Consider the following 21623-nt stretch of genomic DNA (forward strand, 5'->3'; position numbering starts at 1 on the left):
CCCACACCGCCAACCCGGCCCAACCCCGCTCGAACCGCGCCGACCACCAAACCCACAAACCGCTCAACCACCACCAGCCCAAGCTCCCGGACTCACAGCACATCTATTCATGCGCCCACCCACTCATTACTCGCGCCGACCAGATCCAGATACTCAGCGGAGGCCAGAATCGTGATCGTGTAGCAGTAGCCAAGATCCCGATCTGAGCCGCGACCGTCGCCGGTGCGCTCTCGGATCTGCTCCCACAGTTCCTCAATATCATTGAACGGCTGGACCTCAACCGTTTCAATCACAGTGGACTCGTGGCCGTCGCTGTAGGCGTTCTCCACCTTGATCGTCAGCATCATCACCGGCCCCCGCCCACACGCTCAGCCAGCACATCGCCGAGCACCGCGGCGGCCAACACCGCCAGCAACTCCAACCAAGCCAGCTGATCATCATCAAGAGCAACCGAACTCTCACCCACCAGACGCGTCATCACCACCGCCCCGAACACCGGCTGCCGCCGCCCGTACCGATGGGCAATCCATGTCGCAACCGGGTTGATCACCTCTGCCAACGCCTCTCGATCGTCGAAATCCACACACGCGATCGCCTCATCGTCAACCCACATATCCGTACGGTCGTCGAGGGCGATCACATCAAACAGGCGACAGCCGATCTGCTCCCGAAACAACGCGCCCGCGCCGCCCCGGTCTTCGACCACAAACGGCACCCGTGTGACAACGCCATCCATGCCCACCCGCAATACCGCGGGTGAATCCGCAACAGTCACAGTACTTTCCCCTTCCCGGGATCTTCAGGCCCGCCGGAACGGCTTGCCCTACACCACGCACACTACCGGCCCTCACCGACAACCAACTGGAGCAGCCGAGCAGCAGCAGCAGCAGTTCACTACGGCCCCCAAAGACCGCCACCCGATCTCAGTGCAGGGCAGGTGCCCGGCTTAGCCACAGGGGCAGGGTGGCGGTGACCGTGTGCTGGTGGCCCGCAAGCCTCGAATCTGCCTGCGGGCCAACACCGCTCACTATTCGTTCGCGTCTGCCAGACCGTCGTCGTCCTCATCGTCCAGGTCGTTGAGATTGTCCCACGCCTCGGCCACCCCGAAAACGGGGCGAGATGCGTTTTCTGGGCGATTGTCGTAGCACTGGCTGGAGTCGAAGTCCGGCACGGTGCGAATGTGATCGATCACCGCGTCGGCGATCTGGTCGCCGTCGTGGCGGGCAGCCACATAGAGGCGGCACACTCGCATCTTCTGCGCGTGTGAGTCGGTGGGCACCGACACCACGTCAGCCGGATCGACCAGAACCACCAGCATCTGTTCGGAGAAGCTCTCCGCGTAGCCGAAGGTGCCCACGTGCAGGCCAACCGAGCACGCCGAGTTCCGGTCGTCGTCAACCAGATCGCGGTCCATCGACACGGTAGCCCCGACCGGGTAGGGCACATTCCCGGTTACTGTCTGCACCGTCCCATCCTGAGCTTTCACGGTGACCGGCTCGTTGCCCGCGTGCGCCGAACGTCCGTCCGCGCGCACCGACTTGTAGCCGACGATGTATCCGTCGGTGGTCAGTGTGAATCCACCGGCCTTGAGCCAGCCGAACAGCTGTGACCGCGATGCTGGCGACGGGTTGCGTTCCAGACGCCGCAGAAACGCCCCCAGCGGCGCGAGGTCTGCGGTGCTACTGGTGAGCCGGATAGCCGCCGCTAGCACCACCTCCTCTACCGGATCACCATGCAAGATCCGATATGGCTCGTGCCCGTTCACGCTTGCACTGGCGTGGCCGTCCACCACCGAGACAGCCTCGGCGGCAGCGGCTTTCACTATCGTGCGGAACGTTGCTACCAGGTCACGGACGGCAGCGAAATCGGCCCCTTGTTCGTCCACCAGGTAGCGGCGTACCGGCTCGTAGGTGGGATCGGCGGCCGCGATGAGCACACTAGCTGGCCCTTCGACGACGATGATCGATTGCTGATCAATGAGTGCGTGCATGATGCGTTGAATCCTGTTCTCGTAGTTTCGGTTTGAACTATCGACTGGAAGGCTCAGGCGGCCTTAACGGCAGTCTGTGGCGGCGTGTGGGCCACGTAGGCGACGTAATGCGCGTGGGTGTCGGCGTTGTCCCAACCACGCAAATGCGCCAACAGCGGATAGGCCCGCCGCAGGTCGGTACGCAGCTTGCTGATCGTGTCGAACTGCGCCCGCGCCGCCGCGCAGCCGCTCAGCGCCTCAACCGTCGCGGTCTGGGCCTTCGTGACTTTCCCGGCAGCCGCCACCAGCGCCGCGATCCGTCCCAGCAGCGCGCGTTGTGGGTGCTCGTCAGTGCTGGCGGCCAGCGCCGCCACGGCGATGTCGAATTCGGGTTGGTGTGCCCTCCATTGCGGGTGGGTGTAGGCCGCAGCAAGCAGCTCGGTCGGTGACCAACCGGCAGTGTCGGCAGCGAAGCGCTGTTCGATCCACTCACCACGAGACATCGCGTGCGGAACGGCGGCAATGAGGGGGCCGCTTTTGCGCGTCCCCAGATACACCGTCACCGACGCTTTGAGACCACTGTGCGCCCGGTACGGGCGTGCTTCGGCCACGTAAACGACCGGCAGGCCCAACGCGGCAATCTCCGCACCGCTCAAGACGGCATCCCGGCCCGGTCCGCCATCACGGTCGATGACCACACACGCATAGCCTGTGACTGGCCCACGGGTGGCGCGCCTGGCCGCAATCGCCGCGCTCCACTGCTCAAAGGTGTAATGCGCAGCGATCCCGTCAGTGTTAACACCGACCTCCCACACTTGTTCGGTCACAGTGGTCCCGCCCTGAAACACGGTCAGCGCCAACCTCGTGCGGCCTTGTGGCACGGCGATCACCCGCCGCACCGTGGGATGATGAGCGGCCAGAAACGTGGCAAACCGCGATAGCACCCGCCCCGCTGGCACACCCGTCACCACCAGGGTTCGGCTCATCTCAGCGCGAGCGGTCACCGCCTCGAAGATGTCGTCACGGTGGTGCTCAACGCGCTCCCAGCGTGAACGTCCGCTGCGGTGGCGCATGAGCCAGCATCCGACCCCAGCAGGCACCCCGATCTGAAACGGGACCGGCAACATCGCCGCACTGCCCACGCTGCCCAGCGTGTCGGTACGCAGCGCCACCGCAGCGCAGACATCGGTGACCGCCAGGTCCGACACCCGCCGCGCCAGCGCGTCATACGCCACCCGGTACTGTTCCAGCGCCCTATCCACGGCAGCCAGGGTGCGGTCTGTGGCAATCACCGACTCCCGGCTCGGAGTGTGGTCAAACGACCCGATAGGCAACTCGATCACGCATCCCGACAACCCGCCGCTGCCGTCCAACACTCGCCGGGTGATCTCCGGCACCGACGAAAACAACGTGCCTCCGCTGCGCACCACGACCGCGCTGCGGTCGCCTCGCTCAAGGCGACGGCACGACACCGGACCGATCCACGACGCCCCTGCGGCAAGGCTGTCCACCGGCGCACCGTCCACCATCACCGCGCCGTCGTCGTGGGCGCTGGCGACCTCGAGCACCACCCGCCGCCATGCCTCGACATGCCCGGCAACTTCAACAGGGATGACAATCGTTGTCCCGTCCGGTAATTCGCTCGGCTCATCAGACACCAGTACCTGATGCTCCAAATTACGGGCCGCCCTCACAGTTGTGCGCCGCCCACCCTTAACCGTGTCCACCAGAAACGATTCCGCCAGGGTCCACGCCGACTTCGCGCCGACACCCAGCCCGCCGACCAGCTCGTTGCTGTCCCGCTTGCTCGACGCGGCAAACGCCAAAAACGTCGCCTCCACTTCACCCATCGACATGCCGGTGCCCTGATCGGTCACGATGAAATTCGGTTCAACCAGCGTCGGAGACGTCACGGCCACCGGCTCAGCGCTCCCCGCCACGCGGCTAGCATCAACCGCATTGGAGACATACTCACGCACCACCGCCAACCGCCGGTCGGCGTAAAGATTGACCAACATCTCCATCATCCGGCGCGCGCCCTGCGGGTCCACCCGACTCGTCATCGTGGGTAACTTCGCGGCGCTACTCACCAGCGTCGAAGTCGTCTCGGCAATACGCATCACAACTCCCCTTCCCGGGATTTCTGAGGCCCGCCATCCGGCTTGCCCTACACCACCAATTCTACCGAACACCACCGACAATCGCTGCGCCCAAACCCACACCGCCCCAATGCCCTACCCCTGCCCCCCACCCCATCCCAGTGCGGGGCAGGGGTGCGGGGGGTAAGGCCGGCTGGTCCCGCCGGCCGGCGCTGCCGAGCCCACAACCCGGCCCGGCAGCGCCGCCCTAGCATCAGACCGCCATGTACCGGTGGTTCCAGCACAGGCAGTTACGGACGTGTTCCATGCAGTCCTGACACGACCGGCACTCGTCGCAGTACCCGTTGGCGTCGATCAGGCCGTAACCACGCAACGCGCAGTAATCCTCGGCGAACAACGAAACGCCTGCCGGCGCCTGCGAGCCGTCACACCAACTCGGGTACGCCTCATAGTCGGTGTTGCTGTGCCAGATGCCCGTCCGGTGATCCCAGCAGCCGGCGGCCTCATTGACGATGTAGGCGTTGCGTTGATACCGCGCGGCCACCGTAAGGATCACCAGCTTGTTGCCCATACCGCACCATTGCGACAAGGCATGCTGCACACCGCGCCGATCGAGGCGGCGGAACTGTCGCGGCAAAATCTCGTCGGCGAACTTGCGAGTATCCGAGCGGTCATCCCCGGCCTCGGGGTGTGCCGCCTTGGGCAGGATGCCGTTATGCGCCAGCACCGTCGCCGCAGAACCACCCACCAGGAACGGGTGAACGTTGTCCACCCCGATACTGCCGTGTGTCGCCCACCGGCTATGAAACAGCGCGGGACCCGCCGGGTAACGCTCACGGACCTCACAGAACTCATCCAGCGCGTCGGCCAGGTCCAACGACTTGCCCACCATCAAGGTTCCGTCAGTGACGATCGCCCAGCCGTGCCCGTGCGGGTTATGCAAGCCACCGTTGAAAAGACCGTCAACGTCCACAGGGACACCCGCCGGCAAATAGCTGACTATGCACATTGGGCCACTCCCCGCAAAACCGGTGCCGACAACGGCTGTCCGCTGATTTCGGCCCACAGGTACCGATAGTTGTGGCGCTTCACCCATCCGCTGAAGTGCCGCCAGGTAAGCGCCTTGCCGCGCAACACGTCCTGCAATGCAATGAAGCGCGTGTAGCGCACACTGGCGTCGGCGAACTCCATCGCCGCATAGAACTCCCGCTCATCGAGCGTCGATTTGAAAAACCGCAACTCAAACGTCTTGTCGTTGTTGCAATTCACCGCAACATAGCGGTTGTCGTCACCAATGGATTTCGCTTTGCGGGCCAGTTCACCCGGAACAGGTTTGCGAAACGACGCCCATTGATCCGAGCTGCGGCGAGCCAACTCCTCCAGCTCCGTCACGTTGCGGTACATGAACAGCAGCCACGTCATCTGATGCGCCGCTGACTGCTTGCCGTCGCGCCGGAATGCGTTGCGCGACACATGGATATGCAGCCCGTAATCGTCGTCCACCGAGCACCCCACAGCACGCAGGTTGCCCAGCAGCCGGGCAAACGGGTACTGACGTGCCCACGCCAATGTCATGGGATGGGTGACAATCTCCACCCCGCAGATCGACCCATCCCGCTTCATGTACAGGTGGTCCTCGCACGAATCGACACCGTGCACGACATCAGCGATAACCCCATGCCCACCGCACACTTCCAGCTCGACGCCCAACAGCGCTTCAGCCGGATAATTGCCCTTCGGACGAAAATTCAGAGGACGGTACTCGTAGGAATGAACCCGCGAGTCGTGGTCGCAGTCGTCATCGTCGTCATCGCACGAACAGGGAGAGCAGGCGTCGCAACGCCATTCACTGCACGAATCACAGAAATAGTCGATATCGCGGTCAATCTCGCAGCAACAATTGTCGCAATAAAGCGTTGACGGCATCAGAAATTACGCCCCTTCCCGGGATTGATGAGGCCCGCCGGAATGGCTTGCCCTACACCCACTATTTTACCGACAACCACCGACAAACGCAGCCGTTAAACCCGCACCGCCACAACGGATTTACCGGAATTCCTTGCACCCCATCCCTGTGCGGGGCAGGGGGATGGGGTGCAAGGGAATCGAGACGGACTCGGGCGCTGAGTCGCCAATGAGCCTGGCATCACACGGCCCGCGAGGCGCTCCCATCATGCCGACGGTGGCCCCACACCATCAGGCCGTGGGGGCCACCGCCGATATCACCGCGTCATGCCGCGGCTGGTGGCCCTTCATCCGAGAGCGAGTCGGCGATCGCACGGTTGACGGCCTCGAGCTCGGCGCGGGCGGCGACGAGTTCGGCGGGCTCGCCGGCATCGACGGCCGCGGCGGTGTCTCGAGCGTGCTCGGCGCGAAGGGTCGATTCAGCTGCCCGTTGACGGGTGGCCGTGATCTCGTCATCCACGCCGGCGATCCAGGTGGCCACGATTGTCTGTGCCCACGCGGCGACCGCCTCGGGTCCGCGCCGGCGGACCTTGCCGGGAATGGGGTGCGACCATAGCGTGCGGTAGTCGAACGCCACCACCAACTCCGGGTCGGCATCGGTGGTGGCGACGCGGATCGACACCCGATGGTCACTCCACCCGGTTCGTTGCGGGCCGCAGTAGCGGCCTGCGTCACGGGGTGGGCACGCGGCCGCCCCCACCCTCGTCGTATCGATGTCGTCCATGCCCGCTGCATGTTCGGCGAATTCTGCGAGTCGCCGCGCCCGCACCGAGGCTGCTTCTGCGGCTGCGGCGGCGTTGTCCGCTTGCCCCAGCAGGGTACGCACGTTTTGTTGCACCGTAATGTGCGCCAGCCGCAAGGCCCGCACCCGTGTGGCCAGCTCGTGCTGGCGCAGCAGCAGGTCGTTGCCCGCTGCGGCGGCTTTGAGCTCACCGAAACTCAGCGTCCCGTCACCGCTGACGTCCTCGATTTCGCGGGCTTGTCCATCGACGCGGTACAGCTGCTCGAATCCGCGGGATTTACGCTCGACCGTGCCGAACATGAATGCGTCGAAGGTTGCCCGAGCCACATACGAGTAAATGTCAATGACACTGTGTTGGTTACCGTTTCGTATACCCCGGCCGTTGCCTTGTTCCCAGGCCGCCGGCGTCCATGGTGGGTCCACTCTGTGGATCGAGTTCAGCCGGTCCTGCACGTTGACCCCTATCCCGACCTTGGCTGTCGAGCCGATCAGCACAGCGATCCTGCCGTCGCGGCACCCGGCGAACAGCGCCTCACGCGCCCGGGTGGTGGTCGCTTCGTGTGCGAACCGGATCTTGGTGGCCGGCACGCCGGCCGCGATCAACCCGGCCCGGATCCGGCCGTAGCTGTGCGCGCCACCTGCTTTCGGTGTGCCCAGATCGCACAGCACGAGCTGAAACGCACCCGGTAACGGCGACCCGTCATATTCGAGGTCCTTGGTGCGGTGATACACCTCGGCGACGCGGCGAGCCACCCCCGCCAGCTTCGGTGCCTCCTCCCTGATCCCGACCAGATTCGGGTCCAGCGCAACCTTGCGGCCGTCTCCGCAAATCAACAGCATGTTGTCCGCGTCGGCACGTACCCGGCGCGCCCGCAGGTCATCGGCGCGGCGCACCAAAGAATCCATGAATGCGCGCTGGGCCGCGCTGGGCTCGCTCACCTCGGTATGCCGGCGCACCGCCGGGCGCGCTAACCCGACACTATCGGCACGCACCATCGACATGAACTCAGAAAGCATGCACCGCATTTCGGGAACGTTGTGGATCACCGACGGCCGCCGCCGAGACCGGAAGCCCGCACCGTCGGGGCTGGTCTCGATCAAAACCTCGTAGCGGACGAATTGCGCGGCCCACGAGTCAAAGTGGGTTAGCCCGGTCTCTGCCAACCGATCTGGCGTCAGCATGCGTTGCCACACATAACTTTCAGCGAGCGTGTTCGTGAACGGGGTTCCGGTCAGCAAGCACACATGCGGCCGGGTCGGGTTGGCTCGACGCAACAACGAGATCTTCAAAAACAGGTCCATTGCCCGCTTGGACGCCCCAAGGCTGAACCCCTCAGCACGGCTGTGTATTTCGAGACGACGAAACTTGTCAGCCTCATCGACGATCAGATAATCCACGCCAAGCGTGCCCAGGGTGATCGCCTGGGGGTCGTTGAACCTCGACCGTAACCGCGCGATCCGCCCCTGCAGCGACCGCACCGCGGCAGCGATCCGTTTGCCTGCATGCCCCTGGGCGCGGGTGTAGTTCTCCAGATCCCCGAGCTGGTCTGACAGCCAGGCCTCTTCGACCCCGGCGGGCACCGGAAGCGACGAAAACGTTTCGTGGGTCATGATCACCAGATCCCAGTCACCAGTAGCGCAACGCGCGAGAAACCGCCGTCGGGCATCACCGTGCAGATCCGCACGAGTCACGGTCAAAAACCGGCCTGACGGCCACGATTGATAGGCCTGGCGTGTCGTTTGCTCGAGCAGATGCAGCGGAACAACGAACGCGGGCCGGTTAGCCAGGCCGAATTGACGCAACGTCATTGCCAAAGTGATTGCGGTGTAAGTCTTACCCAGCCCGACCTCGTGGGCGCAGAACACGGCCGGCGTCGACACCGCCCGGTCCACAAAGTCACGTTGCCAGGGCCACAATTCGATCCCCTCGGCCAGCCCGGGAAACATCAAGTGAGACCCGTCATGGCTGCGCAGCACGTGCGCGTTCATCGTGTGGTTGTAGCGATCGACGATGCGCCGCTCCCGCTCGCCGCACTCCCAGATCCACAGGGAGAACCGCTCGGCGATCGCGGCGAGCGTCTGTTCGGCGGCCTCGGTGGCATCTGGGTTACGGACCTTGCGCCGCGTGCGTGTCACCTCGTCATAGACCTCGTCCCACACCACCGGCGCGGCACCATTGAGCCCGGCCGCCAACAGCGTGAACGCATCCATCCGCGTCGTGCAATACGCGATCCGCGCCTGCGGCGACAGCTGGGCCCGAGATCCGGTGACCTCCCAGGCCGCCAGCGGCGCAATGTGATCCACCCGGGCCCGCACCCCGAACACCTCGGCGCAAAAGTCCGCGACATCGCCGGCGGTCACGAAAGGTGATCCCAATTCGATGCGGATCTCGTTGCGACCCAGCCACGGCGGCTGAACGGCTTCCAATGCCGCCACGTTGCGCTCATAGCGGCGGTCAACCGCCGCGGCGGCCAGCGCCTCGCGCAGCTTGGCCCGTACGTCCCCGCACAGATAGTCCCGCGCGGTGACGGCCCGCCCGTCGACCGGATCGCGGAAGGCCAGCTCACCGAGGGCGGCGAATGCCTGCTCAGGTCCGTCCAACCCGACCAGGCCCGCGATGCGGCTCAAGTCCAGGCCCCGGCCCTCACCCAAGCAAATCGACAATGCTTGCGCCGCGGTGTCTGCGGTGGTAGCCGGGGCAGGCCGCTTGTTGACCCGCCGCATCAGGATCGGCGCCGCCTCGGCCTGCCCCGTCTGCTGGTCGAACATCTCCAACGCCAGCACCACCGGGCAATCGGGGTCTTGACGGAAGCCGCCCAGACTCGGTGTGCGCCAGCCCAGCCGCGGCAGCCCCGTCTCGGGGTCAGGCTTACCCTCGGTGACCACACCGCGGTTCAGCGCCCCGAAACGCGCCACGTACGCCGTGTAGGCCTGCCGGCATGCCAACCGCAGCGGCTCGACCTCACCATCAGGCCGATCCCAGTCGGATTCGGCGTCCAGCAATGCCACCGCCGCATCACGCAACCCGATCAGTGCCCGCAACTCCGAGCTCGGGCGCGCCACCACAGACAGCGCGCCGTCCACGACGCGGACCACCTGACCGTCGACGACATGCAATGACCCCTCCACGCGGCCCTGCTCGTCGGTGAGCCCGATACCGGCTACCCCAACGGCCGGCCCGCCACCGACTGGGTAGCCACCGACCAGCAGCGGCGGCACGGCGGCGAACGCGGCCGCCACCGCGGCGGCCTGATCCTCAGCGTCGACCGCCAACGGGACGCGATCAAAACCGGTCAACCGCATCACCCCGGCCACCAACTCCGGGTGCGCCGCCCACCAGCCGCTGACCGGCTCACGGCAATACCGGCCGCCTACTGTCTCGGTCAGCGTCACCCGCGACGCCTCATCATCGGGCGCCCAACCCTGGCGGTCACCATCGCTGTCTCGGACACGTAGCACGACGACATCAGCGACCACCTCAGTGCCGGCCTCCGCGAAGTACCCCGATGGCAGCCGAACCGCCGCAATCAGATCCGCATGCTCGCGGATCGTCGTCGGCACGCCGCGCGCCGAATCGAGTAGGTGCCGCGACGTCACCGCGACCACGTAGCCGCCAGGCCGCACCGCGGCCACCGCGCGCGCCAAGAAGTAGTCGTGCAGCGACCCGTAAAACCCGGTAGCGCCGTCATACACCCGCGCCGCAGAAAACGGCACATTGCCCACCGCCGCATCAAACCTTTTGTGCCGCAACGACACTTTCTGCAACTCGCCGGTCAGAATCGTGGCCCGCGGGTGCAACGCGCGCGCGATCTGCGCCGACAACCAATCAGCATCAACGCCGGTGTACGAAATCGTAATATCGCCAGGCGCGTGCCGAGCAAATGCGCCCGCCCCGCATCCCAGGTCCAGCACCGACCCACCCGAAAAGCCCGCTGCTCTTAGCACATCCCAGATGTGGCCAACCAGGTCAGCCGGGGTGAAAAACGAGGTGTCCACCACCCGCGCGGCCGATGTCATCGCCTCACCCGCGACGGCCTCGAGTTCATCGGCCAGCTCGGCCCACACTCCCAACGGCTGCGGGTCGAACAGCTTCGCCACCGGCCCCCACCCCGCGAACCCTTCTAGAATCGCGCGCTGGTCCTCATCGACGAGGCCGGCCACCTCAGCAACCGTGCGCGCCGCCGCAATCGCAGCGCGCGCCAACCGCGGCGCTCTCCTGTTGTCCTGCGCTCCGCCACCTGCCCGCTGACCCGAAATCGACATACAATTCCCCTTCCCGGGATTCCGGGGCCCGCCAAACGGCTTGCCCTACACCACGCACACTACCGACACCCACCGACACGACCGACCGACGGACACATCACGACGACGACGACGACACGCATTCGCCCCCAACTGCTTTGAGATCCCACCCCATCCCAGTGCGGGGCAGGCAGACTGAGGTAGAGGGGGTTGCGCGCGGGGTATTCCACACCCCCACCCGCACCTCGGGAGGAGGAACCGGTTACACAGTCACCGCGGCCGCGGCCTTCGCGATCACCACCCGCACCTCCTCCGGGCGCACACCGCCAGTCAGAGCAACATCGAGTAGGCCCGCCAGCCGGTGACACGGATCCGCGGACAGCGCCGCCCCCAGCGACACGCCGGCCAGCGGACCATCACCGCGCGCATACGCGCTCGCCGCCAGCAACACCAACGCTTCGACACGAAACGGATCAGGCAGCACCCGCGCCAATAACGCCCACAACGCCTCTGCTGCCGCCGCGTCCTCGCCAACAGCCAACCCCAGCAACGCATCACGTATCCGCACATCGGTCAGCGTCGCGCCCACAGCCGCCAGCTCACCATCATCAGGCGCCGTCCCCGCCGCCATCCGCCGCGCCGCCGCCACCACCCGACGCACTGACACCTCCACCGGTTCCCCGGCACCGCCCGCGCCAGACACCAGCGGCGCCAGCGCCGCGACCCGCTCGGAATCGCTATCCACGAACGCCACCAATTCCTCACGGCTGCCATACATCCGACGACCCTCAACCACCGCGGCAACAGCAAACACCGATGACGCCGGATCCTCGTCGAGCACCCCCGACACAAGGACGTCATCCAGGCGGCGCCAGCACCCACCCGCCTCAATCCGGTCCACCACCACCGCATCCAGCACCCGACTACCGCGCTGACGCAGTGCCGCCGACACCACCCCCACCAGAGACTCGAACTCCGCCACCCGTACCGAGCACATCGCCCCCTGCTCTGACACCACGACCGCTATCACACCATCAGACCCGCTGCGGAGCACCAGATCCGCGACATGCTCGGCGTGAACCGCCCAGCCTGGATCCGCTAAATCCCCCCGCATCACGCTGGTCACAGCGCCGCCGCGCATCAACACCAAAACCAGCGACTCGACCGGAACAAACCCCAAAACCGCAACGACACCAGCCACCAAGCGGCCCATTACCGAAATTCTGTCCACCACAGTCCCCTTCCCGGGATTCATCAGGCCCGCCAAACGGCTTGCCCTACACCGAGAACACTACCGCCACCCACCGACACCACCGCCCCAACCTGCATCGGCCCAATGCGACAGGAAACAGTTGCGCCACAACGCAAAACCACCCACCGACCACAATCTGTGGTGCAATGGGTGGCATTAGCCAGCGGGCAACCGTCCCGCGTTTACCAGCCGTCCTCGTCCCAGGATTCACCGGCTGCAAGCGGATCGAAATCAGGCGGAGCCATCACTGGATACCGGCGATTAATCTCGTCGATCCGCGGCGCCAGCCGCTCGACATAGAGTTCATAATGCCGCTCACAACGTAGATAACACAACCCCCGAACCACTCAGCGCCGCATACTCAAACACCGCGCCCTCACAACCCACCGGCCCATCCAGGCACTCATCGGCAACAAAACGTCCCGACATCATCACTTCCCCAAAGACGATCGATGGCCTGCAACCAGACACGCGCCCAGGTTGCGCTCAACAAACCCGACGCTACCCAACGCCACCGACATCATCATGATCACCACCACACCATCATCACGTAATTCCGCTCCCGCCCAACACATCGCACACCCCATCCCTGTGCGGGGCAGAGGATGGGGTGCGTTCTAGGCGGGAGCGGCGGAGCGTGTGGCGATACGTGTGGGCCGGCCGGCGACTTCCATGGTGTGCGCGCGCCGGGCTGCTGCGATGCGCAGCGCCCTGATCGGGTAGGGCTGGTTAGTCCGCCGGCCACGGGCCTGCGGGTAGGCTTTCTCGAATTCCTGCTGATTGTTGAGAATCCACACCACGTCGAGGCCTCGGTCGTCGACCCCGACCTCGAGCGTGCCAGCGGTTTCGACAATGAAATCATCGAGGGCGCGCAGATCACCCAGCGAATGGGTGGACGGCGGCTTGCGTCCTTTTTCGTCCGCGTAGTAGGACTTCACGTTGCGCCCCACTAGATATGCCGTCTCAGTCTTGCCTAGTCCGACGGCGAGCCGGGCCGCAGTCAGGTCGAAGTGCCGCTCACCGCGATATACCTCGACATCGCGGCCCCGCCGGCTCAACTCGGCCGCGGCTCGCCCGACCGCGACGTACTGTAACGAGACCGGATAGGCGATCGTGCCGCCTGTAGTGCGTGCCTGCGGGTAGCGGGCGGTGAACGTCTCCTGGTCGACGACAGCGTGTAGCACGACGGTGCCCTCAGTCGGAGCCCCTGACACCAGCCATTCGGCTTCCTCAGCAACGAACGATTCCATCGCGATCACATCGTTGATGACACGCAGACTGACATAGCCGAAGATGCCTTCTTCGATCTCCCTGTACCGGGCGAGATCGATCCCCAGCAGCGGCGCGATGTCTTCAGGCCACAGACTCAACGCGTTTCGCCGCGCCACCAGATCAGACCAGAGATACTCGACGAACGGCTGCTCGACGATGTCGTCCCCCTCGCGGACAGCAGCAGGCAGCACACCTGCCAGCACGGTACTCATGATCGATCGTTGTCCTCCTTCCCGGAGCGAGAGGCCAGCCGTATGGGCGTGCCCTACCACTGATCAGGATAGCACCGAGCGCGGTCAGTTAGGTCCATTCCCGAAGCCGCGGCAGCACAGTCACGAGTTGGTCGAACACCTGCGGCCAGCCTTTTTGCAGCCATGCCACGTGCCCATTGGACAGTTGAGACGCGTCGATGATGGAGTCGACACGGATCTGCTGGGACGGCATACCGAGATCGGCGAACTTGGCGTACAAGGGGTTGGGTTCAATCCCGCGGCCCGCCAGGTACTCGAACACCTGGCGGGGCTGCCAGTCCCAGATCGGCCCGTAGGTGACGGTCCCGTCGGCGCGGCGCACCACCCCACCGGTCTGCGTGCGAACGGTTGTGCGCCGATGCTGGTGCTGGGCACGGGTTTCGGCGGCCAACTGCTGTCGGTACAGCATCAGCCGGCCGTGAGACTCCTGGGCCCGCACACCCCAGAGCGAGCCCCGGCCGTGACGGTGGTGCGCCTCGGCGGCGGGCCCGGTGATCATCAGCTCAGCCAGCTCCACACCCAGCCGCCGGTCTGGGGCGTGATGGTCAAACCCACCCAGTGCGACCATGACAGTCAGCAGATCGGGCTCGGCGGGGATCACCGAAAAGTTCAGCCGCCAGGCATCGGCCAGCCTCTCCAGGTAGGCCAGCGTCTCAGGGAACTGTAAACCGCTGTCGAAGAACACAACTGGAATGTTCGGGTCAACCTGACGCGCGAGATCGACGACCACCGTGGAGTCTTTACCGCCGCTCCAAGACACGAATCCGTCGTGCTCCTCGAGGTGGACGGCGATGCGCTCCAGCAGGTGCCGATACGACCCGGCCCCGCGCCGGCGGGCCGCGACGGCCCGCAGTGCCGCCATATCCAGCCCCGCCGGCGTGCTCATCGGTCGTCGATCAAGGTGATCGCCATTCCCGGGAACAACTGCTCAAGGTATTCCTCGACATAACCGGCGGCCGCAGCACCGTCCAGGATCGACTCGGTGGTGGTGGTGTTATCCCACCACCACCACTGCCCGTCGCGTTTGAATCCAAATGGTGGCGGCAGCTCGTCGAGCTCGGTATGGGTACGGGCGAACGTGCGGGCCGCTCCGACCACGAAGCGCCAGTCCAGCCCGCCGAAGGTCAGCGACCCGTCAGGGTCGGCGTGCTCGGCAAGCGTGGACGGCAACTCGATCCGGGCCAAACACACCGACACCGGCTGCCGTGGCCGGCTCACCGACCGGAAATGCCCGTTGCGGCCAGCCACGTTGGGCCCGATCTGCGACCGGTTCGGGTGCACCACGAATTCAGCGGTCATCGCCTCATCACGCTTCCTCGAGTTGTAGGACAAGCCGTTCGTCGAATCCACCGGAATCGGTTGCATACGGCGCGTATTCGGCAGACACCACTGTGCATCGCATGCCGCGGGGCAGCAGGTGGGTGGTGTCTTCCACGCTGTCTGAGCGCCCCAGATACATACCGCGGGCGGTGGCCAGCTCGAACACCAGGTGTCGATGGCTGTCGTGTCCGGGTGTTTCGTGCAGGTTGTGCCGGGTCACGGTGAACTGGTCGAACGACACCGTCGACCCCGGCGCCAGATTGCGCGGCAGATCCTCATACCGGCTCACGTCCGGATGTGTGTCGGGCAAAGCGACCGCGACATACACCCGGTGGCTGCGCTCGTTGATGTCCTCATAGGAGTGGATCATGCGGTCCAGGCGCTGGACCGTGGTGCGATCGGCGTCGTCGAGCTGCTGCACATCGCCGGCGGCACGGTGCAATGCAGCGTTGATGCGTCGCCACTGGCCAGGGTCCTCGTCGCCCAACATGGTCTGCAGTGCTCGCCGCTGCGTGGCCGGCGCAGCGGCGAGCACTCGATTCTTGGTGGCCGAGCGCAGTTTTCGCTGCCGCGCACTCAGTGTCGACCGGAATTCCTCAGGCGCCGGCAGCCCGGTACGAAGCCGCGCTGACTCGACGTGGCTGACATCGCGGGGGGTTGCCCGGTCGCGATCACGGGCCGCGCGGGTCGCAGAGGTGTCGGTGTCGCGGGCCTCGTCGATGATCCGGTTGGCCAATCGCAGGAAGTCGCGATCGCTCATCGATGACTCGATGACCTCGCGGGCAGCCTTTTCATCGCGAGACGAGATCGCCCCGGCCTCGACGTCGACCGCCAGCGGTTCCCGGTTCGGCCGGGCGGTCTTGGCACCCACCTGGCCAGTCTAATGAGCTGAGCAGGGCCGTTATCTGTGCCGCGCCGAGCTTACGAGGAGGCGGCCCCGGGATCGGCTACTATCAACCGCCCCGAAGCCGCCTCAGGTGAAACCTTCACCCAATCCCTGTGTGCGTTTCGTAACCACCACAATAAACGATCCCGGTCGGCGCGCGCCCGTACTCTGGGCGGCGCAATGTTGTCCGATCCCGCCGCCGCGGCATGGGTTGCCGCCGACCAACCCCCCGTCGAGGCACCCACGCCGGCCAAAGGCCGCTGCGGGCGCTGCGGCACAGATGGCCTTGTGGTCGCCAGTTCCCGGATCGTCTCCGACAGGTTCACCGGGTTCGACGCCTGGCCGTTTGGCTCGCACTGGCTGTGCACCCCTTGCGCGTGGGCCTACAGCCGCCCACCCCGCACTGTGCCGGCCATGCTGATCAGCACAACCACGGTCACTGAATACCCCGATCGCGCGGGGCTGGCCAGCGTGCTCACCGCCGGCGCTTTGCCCGACACCCACGCGGTGCTACTGCCGGCGTCGCATCAGCGCCACATCCTGCCCACCGCCCAATGGGGGCACCTGGCCACCGACGGCCTCGTCGTCCCCTGGGGCGCGGACGCGGCGACACGGTTGGCGCACCTGATCATGCTGCGTCCCATCGTCACCGACTGGGTCCGAAGCAACTCCCGCACCCTGCGGCAACTGGCCAAACAGGTCGACTCGGTGCTGCACCGACAGACCCCACCATTCCCCCTTCTGACCGCCCAGCCTCGGGCACGCTGGCCTCATCTGTTGGCGGCGTGGACCGCGCTGCAACCCTGGCGCACCGTCCCACCGCTATGGACCGCCACCCAGTTCCTCGCCGCCGCCGCGGCAACCCCGGCGCGGTCAGACCAGCCGATACGCTGACCGCCATGGCCGCCAACGAGCTCACCCCGACCCGGGCATGGCAGGCGCTGGTCCCCGACCTGCCATCGTTGGCCGCACCCGCCGACGACAGCGCCGACGCCACTACCCGGCGTGCCGCCGACACCGCCGAACGGCTGCTGCTGCTGGTGCACTACAGCATCGACTGGGAGAACAGCTGGGTCCGCGAACCAAAGCACCGCAAAAGGTATTGGGATGAGATCCTTCCCGGCCGCGTGTTTCGCGCCGCCCGCCGGTCGGTCACACTCGACGAGTGGTGGTCCTCAGCCGCGCTCAGAAACCTCGGCCTCCAAGCCCCCCGCAACCGGGACCGTCGGCGCGAACTGGCCGAGCTTCTCCGCGAGCCGCCGCAACCGGTCCTGCGCGCGTTCCAACGCAGCCTGCCTGCCCTACTATTACGGGTCCGCATCATCAAAGAGGCCGTAGACGCCGACCGGGAAGCCCAACGCGCATGAGTCTGAACACCATTCGGTGGGACATCGACATCGTAGCCCTGTCATCGATCGTGCACCGCGGCGGCGACGATGGCGATCCTGGTACCGACAGCGCCGCCATGTTCCGCACCGAAAAGATCATCACCGCCGACGGCGAGCTACTGGATGTTCCGATCGTGTCGGGCAGCAGTTTCCGCGGCGTCCTGCGCCGCATCGGAGAGGATCTCACCGCGGCGGTCCTGGACTACGAGGCCGCCGAATTACCGGTTCCCGCGGCACATTTGCTCACCAACGGCGGCCGCCTCGCGAAATCCGCCCGCCCATTCACCGACGAACAAGAACGCCACCTCAAGGCACTGCTCCCGCAGATCGCCGTCTTCGGCGGCGCCGCCTCCAACCGCATCATGTCCGGACTGCTCACCGTCGGCAAAGTTCTTCCCGAAGTCGCCGAACTGGCCCACATCCTGCCTCGCCCACCAAGAACCACCCCCTTGCCCGCCGTGTACACCTTCGCCGAGGAATCGTTCACACACCTGGCCGACCACCGCCCCCAACCCGATCACGCCCCCCGCACCGATAACGACGAAAACACCAGTCCGCTAGGGCGATTCAACATCGAAACCCTCCCCGCCGGCACCCGTCTGCAGACCTGGGTCCGCCTCGCCAACGCCACCGACCACCAAGTCGCGTTCCTGCGAAGCGTTCTCATTACCTTCATTAGCCGCGGACACCTCGGTGGTCGCATCGCCTCAGGTCACGGCTCCGTCGCCGCCAGCTTCAGCGACGAGTTCGTCGAACGTGGGAAGCTCCCCGACGCGACCTTGGACTGGCGGTCCGAACTCACGGCGCACCGCGCTGAAGTAATCGCCGCGCTATCCGAGATCACCTGAGTAACACAGTGATCCCGCTGAAGATCACCGCCACCACACCACACGGCGTCGTGCTGTCCCGCCCGTACGGGATCGCCCTGGACGGCCTCCTCGCCTCGGTCCTCTGGGACCGACGCAAGTGGGCCGCCAGAGGTGCGGGTCACTATCTCACCTACCAACCTGACGCCGACCCCCAAATGCTGGAGCTGCCCCTGGCCCGCTGCGGGGATCCCCACCACAACACAGATTGGCATTGGATGGCCACCTTCGCCGACCTACACCCCCACCCGCTCAACACGATCGAACCCGACATCCGCTGGCGCACCTCACATACCGACCACCAACGCCTCCAGGACCTCACCTCAAACGTTCCCCGCAGCGCCGTCTCCGACCGGCGCGGACGCTACCAAACCCGCACTGTCCCCGTCATCGCCCACCCCACCACCACCGTCACCTGGCGCGCCGTCGGTGACCCCGAACTCGTCGCAGACCTACTGGCCGGCCTGGACTCCATCGGCAAACACCGCGGCGTCGGCGAAGGCCGCGTCACCCGCTGGCACATCACCGAAACCCCAGAACTCGACGAATGGGCCGCCGGTCACGAACACGACCCCGGCGTACTCGGCCGCCCCGCCCCGCCCAGCTGCCTGACCAACACGACGACTAGCACGGGCCCACTGGGCACTGGCACATTAAGACCGCCTTACCTACACCCAGCAAGCCGCTCCACAACCTACCAACCTGCCCGCTAAACGGGGGCTCGATCATTCGATTGCCGGCGCTGCGGCGTCGCTCGGAGAGCGAAGGCGCGAAATGGCGGTGCAGTTACCGTCGTGGTGAGGATCGCCAGTGCGCATAGTGTCGCGAAGGCGTATGCGCCGATCAGGTGGGCTTGGTAACCCACTGAGGCGATGGCGATCTCGGTGACGCCGCGGCAGTTCAATAAGACGCCGAGTTGGCATGATGCTCTTCTCGAGTAGCCGCGGATTCTGCCGAAGGCGTAGCCGGCCAGCAGTTTGGAGGCGAATGCGGCGACGGTGAGGCTCACCAGGCATACCAGCCCATGCCAGCTCAACTGCTCGGGCAGTGTTTGGAGCGGGATGGATAGCGCGGCAGCGACAAAGAAGGCGGGGATGAGTAGGTCGATGACCGTCTGTAGGACATGCTTGGCGCCGTCGTTGGCTAGGGCCGCGGGAAAGAAGTAGCCGGCGATGATCGCGCCGACGGCCGGATGTAACCCGAGGATTTGGGTTGACGCGGCGCCGGTGAGCGCGCATGTGAACATGGTGATCGCGCGCGGGCTGTTCTGCTCGAACATTCGATAGCGGTTGATGATTCGCGGGGAGACAAGGACTGCGATAGCCAGCAGACATGCTCCGATACCTAACTCCGCCGCCGAGGTGGTGCCGTGCTTTGCGGTGAGTATGAGCAGCAGGGTCACGAGTGCCCAGGCCAACCCATCGGTGATGACGGCGATGCGCATGGCCGCGCGCGCCACAGACGACGGGGTGATCTTGAGGTCCTGGATGACGAGCACCAGCACTGGGACCGCGGTGACACCGAGCGCGACACCGACAAACGCCCACGCGGAGAACGTGTTTCCTTTTGCCCCTGTCAGTTGGTGGGCGAAGGGCCATGCCGCGGCGGCGCACAGCGCGATGGGGAACGCTGCGGCTGCGCCGAGCTGCCATTGTCGCGGCCGTTGCTCGATGGGTTGATGGTGGGTTCGTAGTTCGATGCCTACGGCGAACATCAACAGCAACAGTCCGGCGGTGCCGGCGGATTCGATAAGGAATTTTGATGTGCCCGGCAGGACGATCCGAACCGATGGCGAGTTACAGGAGGCCACGATCGCGCCTATCAGGAGGCCGAAAACGATGGGCCCTAAAACGGTTGGCTGGTTGCAGCGTCGGAATACGTTTTTGGCCAGCAGTGAGCCGATCGCGACGGCGGTGAGTGTCACAAGTCCCTGCAGGGCGTCCCCGATGGGCATGTGCTCTCCTGTTGTCCTCAGCGCGGCACGATTATGTGCTCATCTCCGCGGAAGTGCGGTCTGCGCGGCTGCGGTTGCCGGGCTTGGTATTTCACCTATACACATTCCCTGTGTCTAATGGCTCGGGGACGAACTCTGTTGCGGCGCTGTGCGTCTCTAGCTCAGGGCAGCGTCGAAGCGGCTGCGTAGGTCTTGCAGGCGTTTGATGGGTTCGTTGGCGAAGACCAGGCGCAAGTACCGATCGCCGCTGGGGCCCCATCCGGTCATGGGTGTTGCCGCGACGCGGCCCTTGTCGAAGAGCCGCGATGATGCCTGCTCGGGGGTTAGGCCCAGCTCGGCGGTGTCGATGAGCAGCGACCAGCCGCCGTGCGGACGGACAACTGGGTAGGTCGATAGCTGGTCGATGATGAGTTCGCAGCGTTGGCGCCAGGTGTTGGTTGCGGCGGCGACCTCGGCGTCGGCGTCGGGGGCGGCCAGGGCGGCCGCCACGGCTTGCTGGGCGATCCCGACCTGGCAGACGACATTGGCGATTCCGACTACCGCGATGTCAGCCATGATCGCCCGGGGGCCGACAACCCAGCCAACGCGCCATCCGATCATCCGTAATTCCTTTGACGCGGAACCGATCGTGATGGTGTGATCGGCTAAGCCGGAGTGGCTGGCGGGGTGCAGTGGCTGCTGACCATCGAAGCGGATGCGCTCCATCGCGGCGTCGTAGATGACCCAGATCCCGTGTCGGTTGACGGGCTCGGCGATCGCGTCGAGATGTTCGGTACCTATGAGCACGCCGGTGGGCATTGCGGGGCCCATGAGCAGTACGGCGGCGGTTTGTGGTCCGATCGCGGCAGCCAGCTCGGCGGGATCGGTCTGCCAACCGTTGGGGGTGGGGTGGGCAGGGACGTGGCGTGGGACGCCGCCGGCGAGCCGGATGCGGTTGATCAAGCCTCCGTAGGCCGGATCGGTGATGACGATCTCTTGGCCGGGCTCGAGGACGGCAAGGAGTGTGTTCAAGACGCCGTTGAGGCCGCCGGCGACGCTGACACACTCATGGATCGGGTCGTAAGGTGTTCCGCTAAGACGAGACACGTGTGTAGCGGCGGCGTGCCGTAACTCGTGATGTCCTTCCAACGGCAGGTAGCTGTTGGCGGCGTCGTCTTCGACTGCGCGATGGGTAAATTCAATCGCGATCGCGGGTGGCGGGACATCGGTGTCGAGGTTTTCCAGTCGCAGAATTGACGGGTCGTTGGCTGCGTCGGCTCGGTCACCAACATCGTTGACGCCGATCCCGCGGAGATGGTGCAGTCGAGAAACACTCATGTGGCTTTGTCACCTCACTGCAGCGCTGCCTGTAATCCGATATGGCGAATGTGGTTGGCGCGACTCTAACATCGGCCTCACCGCGCGTTGGGATCTCGTA

At 65.4% G+C, this 21623-nt stretch carries 18 protein-coding genes; 4 read left to right on the top strand and 14 right to left on the bottom strand.

Annotated elements, in window-relative coordinates:
- Positions 1 to 107: 107 nt before the first annotated feature.
- The 12 genes from ACYQ8K_RS16875 to ACYQ8K_RS16930 all read right to left on the bottom strand — a co-directional run bounded on the left by ACYQ8K_RS16875 (position 108) and on the right by ACYQ8K_RS16930 (position 15983).
- The gene (locus tag ACYQ8K_RS16875) at positions 108 to 347 is read right to left on the bottom strand and encodes a hypothetical protein (RefSeq protein ID WP_459970680.1); all 240 of its coding nucleotides are present in this window, start codon (positions 345 to 347) and stop codon (positions 108 to 110) included.
- Positions 347 to 775, bottom strand: a complete 429-nt coding sequence (locus ACYQ8K_RS16880; protein ID WP_459970682.1) for a hypothetical protein — start codon at positions 773 to 775, stop codon at positions 347 to 349. The genes ACYQ8K_RS16875 and ACYQ8K_RS16880 overlap by 1 nt, the downstream gene beginning before the upstream one ends.
- Positions 776 to 1027: 252 nt before the next feature.
- A complete protein-coding gene (locus tag ACYQ8K_RS16885; protein ID WP_459970683.1) occupies positions 1028 to 1990 on the bottom strand; it encodes a hypothetical protein in 963 nt (320 codons plus the stop codon).
- Between the two features lie 53 nt (positions 1991 to 2043).
- Positions 2044 to 4032 carry an ATP-binding protein gene (locus ACYQ8K_RS16890; protein WP_459970685.1) on the bottom strand — a complete coding sequence of 663 codons (1989 nt, stop codon included), beginning with the start codon at positions 4030 to 4032 and terminating at the stop codon, positions 2044 to 2046.
- Between the two features lie 289 nt (positions 4033 to 4321).
- Positions 4322 to 5041, bottom strand: coding sequence for a class II glutamine amidotransferase domain-containing protein (locus tag ACYQ8K_RS16895; RefSeq protein WP_459970687.1), 720 nt, complete (start codon positions 5039 to 5041; stop codon positions 4322 to 4324).
- A gap of 26 nt (positions 5042 to 5067) precedes the next feature.
- Positions 5068 to 5994 (bottom strand): amidoligase enzyme, encoded by a 927-nt coding sequence (locus tag ACYQ8K_RS16900; protein ID WP_459970688.1) that lies wholly within the window; start codon positions 5992 to 5994, stop codon positions 5068 to 5070.
- A gap of 304 nt (positions 5995 to 6298) precedes the next feature.
- Complete coding sequence (locus tag ACYQ8K_RS16905) at positions 6299 to 10936, bottom strand: methyltransferase type 11 (protein ID WP_459970689.1); 4638 nt, start codon at positions 10934 to 10936, stop codon at positions 6299 to 6301.
- A gap of 343 nt (positions 10937 to 11279) precedes the next feature.
- The gene (locus tag ACYQ8K_RS16910; protein ID WP_459970691.1) at positions 11280 to 12230 is read right to left on the bottom strand and encodes a DUF4192 domain-containing protein; all 951 of its coding nucleotides are present in this window, start codon (positions 12228 to 12230) and stop codon (positions 11280 to 11282) included.
- Positions 12231 to 12886: 656 nt separating this feature from the next.
- The gene (locus ACYQ8K_RS16915) at positions 12887 to 13753 is read right to left on the bottom strand and encodes a hypothetical protein (protein WP_459970692.1); all 867 of its coding nucleotides are present in this window, start codon (positions 13751 to 13753) and stop codon (positions 12887 to 12889) included.
- Between the two features lie 88 nt (positions 13754 to 13841).
- Positions 13842 to 14678, bottom strand: a complete 837-nt coding sequence (locus tag ACYQ8K_RS16920; protein ID WP_459970694.1) for a phosphoadenosine phosphosulfate reductase domain-containing protein — start codon at positions 14676 to 14678, stop codon at positions 13842 to 13844.
- The gene (locus tag ACYQ8K_RS16925; protein ID WP_459970695.1) at positions 14675 to 15091 is read right to left on the bottom strand and encodes a hypothetical protein; all 417 of its coding nucleotides are present in this window, start codon (positions 15089 to 15091) and stop codon (positions 14675 to 14677) included. Before ACYQ8K_RS16925 ends, ACYQ8K_RS16920 begins: the two co-directional genes overlap by 4 nt.
- Before the next feature lie 7 nt (positions 15092 to 15098).
- The gene (locus ACYQ8K_RS16930) at positions 15099 to 15983 is read right to left on the bottom strand and encodes a hypothetical protein (protein WP_459970697.1); all 885 of its coding nucleotides are present in this window, start codon (positions 15981 to 15983) and stop codon (positions 15099 to 15101) included.
- A 195-nt stretch (positions 15984 to 16178) separates the two neighbouring features.
- On the opposite strand from ACYQ8K_RS16930, the gene ACYQ8K_RS16935 reads away from it, so the two are divergent.
- From ACYQ8K_RS16935 to ACYQ8K_RS16950, 4 genes are read left to right on the top strand one after another with little or no spacing between them, the layout of a single operon-like run.
- Positions 16179 to 16892: a hypothetical protein gene (locus ACYQ8K_RS16935; RefSeq protein WP_459970699.1), complete on the top strand. Its 714-nt coding sequence runs from the start codon at positions 16179 to 16181 to the stop codon at positions 16890 to 16892.
- Between the two features lie 5 nt (positions 16893 to 16897).
- Positions 16898 to 17365 (top strand): hypothetical protein, encoded by a 468-nt coding sequence (locus tag ACYQ8K_RS16940; RefSeq protein WP_459970700.1) that lies wholly within the window; start codon positions 16898 to 16900, stop codon positions 17363 to 17365.
- Positions 17362 to 18234, top strand: coding sequence for an RAMP superfamily CRISPR-associated protein (locus tag ACYQ8K_RS16945; protein ID WP_459970701.1), 873 nt, complete (start codon positions 17362 to 17364; stop codon positions 18232 to 18234). The genes ACYQ8K_RS16940 and ACYQ8K_RS16945 overlap by 4 nt, the downstream gene beginning before the upstream one ends.
- Before the next feature lie 8 nt (positions 18235 to 18242).
- The gene (locus ACYQ8K_RS16950; protein WP_459970703.1) at positions 18243 to 18965 is read left to right on the top strand and encodes a hypothetical protein; all 723 of its coding nucleotides are present in this window, start codon (positions 18243 to 18245) and stop codon (positions 18963 to 18965) included.
- Here ACYQ8K_RS16950 and ACYQ8K_RS16955 read toward each other — a convergent pair.
- Positions 18962 to 20176, bottom strand: a complete 1215-nt coding sequence (locus ACYQ8K_RS16955) for a cation:proton antiporter (protein WP_459970704.1) — start codon at positions 20174 to 20176, stop codon at positions 18962 to 18964. The genes ACYQ8K_RS16950 and ACYQ8K_RS16955 overlap by 4 nt on opposite strands.
- 186 nt (positions 20177 to 20362) lie before the next feature.
- Complete coding sequence (locus tag ACYQ8K_RS16960; protein ID WP_459970706.1) at positions 20363 to 21523, bottom strand: pyridoxal phosphate-dependent aminotransferase; 1161 nt, start codon at positions 21521 to 21523, stop codon at positions 20363 to 20365.
- Positions 21524 to 21623 lie beyond the last annotated feature (100 nt).

The sequence above is a fragment of the Mycobacterium sp. MUNTM1 genome (assembly GCF_054660795.1).

Coding starts and splice junctions, on each gene's coding strand:
- ACYQ8K_RS16875 (WP_459970680.1), bottom strand. CDS start 347: ATGATGCTGACGATCAAGGTGGAGAACGCCTACAGCGACGGCCACGAG.
- ACYQ8K_RS16885 (WP_459970683.1), bottom strand. CDS start 1,990: ATGCACGCACTCATTGATCAGCAATCGATCATCGTCGTCGAAGGGCCA.
- ACYQ8K_RS16890 (WP_459970685.1), bottom strand. CDS start 4,032: ATGACGAGTCGGGTGGACCCGCAGGGCGCGCGCCGGATGATGGAGATG.
- ACYQ8K_RS16900 (WP_459970688.1), bottom strand. CDS start 5,994: ATGCCGTCAACGCTTTATTGCGACAATTGTTGCTGCGAGATTGACCGC.
- ACYQ8K_RS16910 (WP_459970691.1), bottom strand. CDS start 12,230: ATGGGCCGCTTGGTGGCTGGTGTCGTTGCGGTTTTGGGGTTTGTTCCG.
- ACYQ8K_RS16915 (WP_459970692.1), bottom strand. CDS start 13,753: ATGAGTACCGTGCTGGCAGGTGTGCTGCCTGCTGCTGTCCGCGAGGGG.
- ACYQ8K_RS16920 (WP_459970694.1), bottom strand. CDS start 14,678: ATGAGCACGCCGGCGGGGCTGGATATGGCGGCACTGCGGGCCGTCGCG.
- ACYQ8K_RS16925 (WP_459970695.1), bottom strand. CDS start 15,091: ATGACCGCTGAATTCGTGGTGCACCCGAACCGGTCGCAGATCGGGCCC.
- ACYQ8K_RS16935 (WP_459970699.1), top strand. CDS start 16,179: ATGTTGTCCGATCCCGCCGCCGCGGCATGGGTTGCCGCCGACCAACCC.
- ACYQ8K_RS16940 (WP_459970700.1), top strand. CDS start 16,898: ATGGCCGCCAACGAGCTCACCCCGACCCGGGCATGGCAGGCGCTGGTC.
- ACYQ8K_RS16945 (WP_459970701.1), top strand. CDS start 17,362: ATGAGTCTGAACACCATTCGGTGGGACATCGACATCGTAGCCCTGTCA.
- ACYQ8K_RS16960 (WP_459970706.1), bottom strand. CDS start 21,523: ATGAGTGTTTCTCGACTGCACCATCTCCGCGGGATCGGCGTCAACGAT.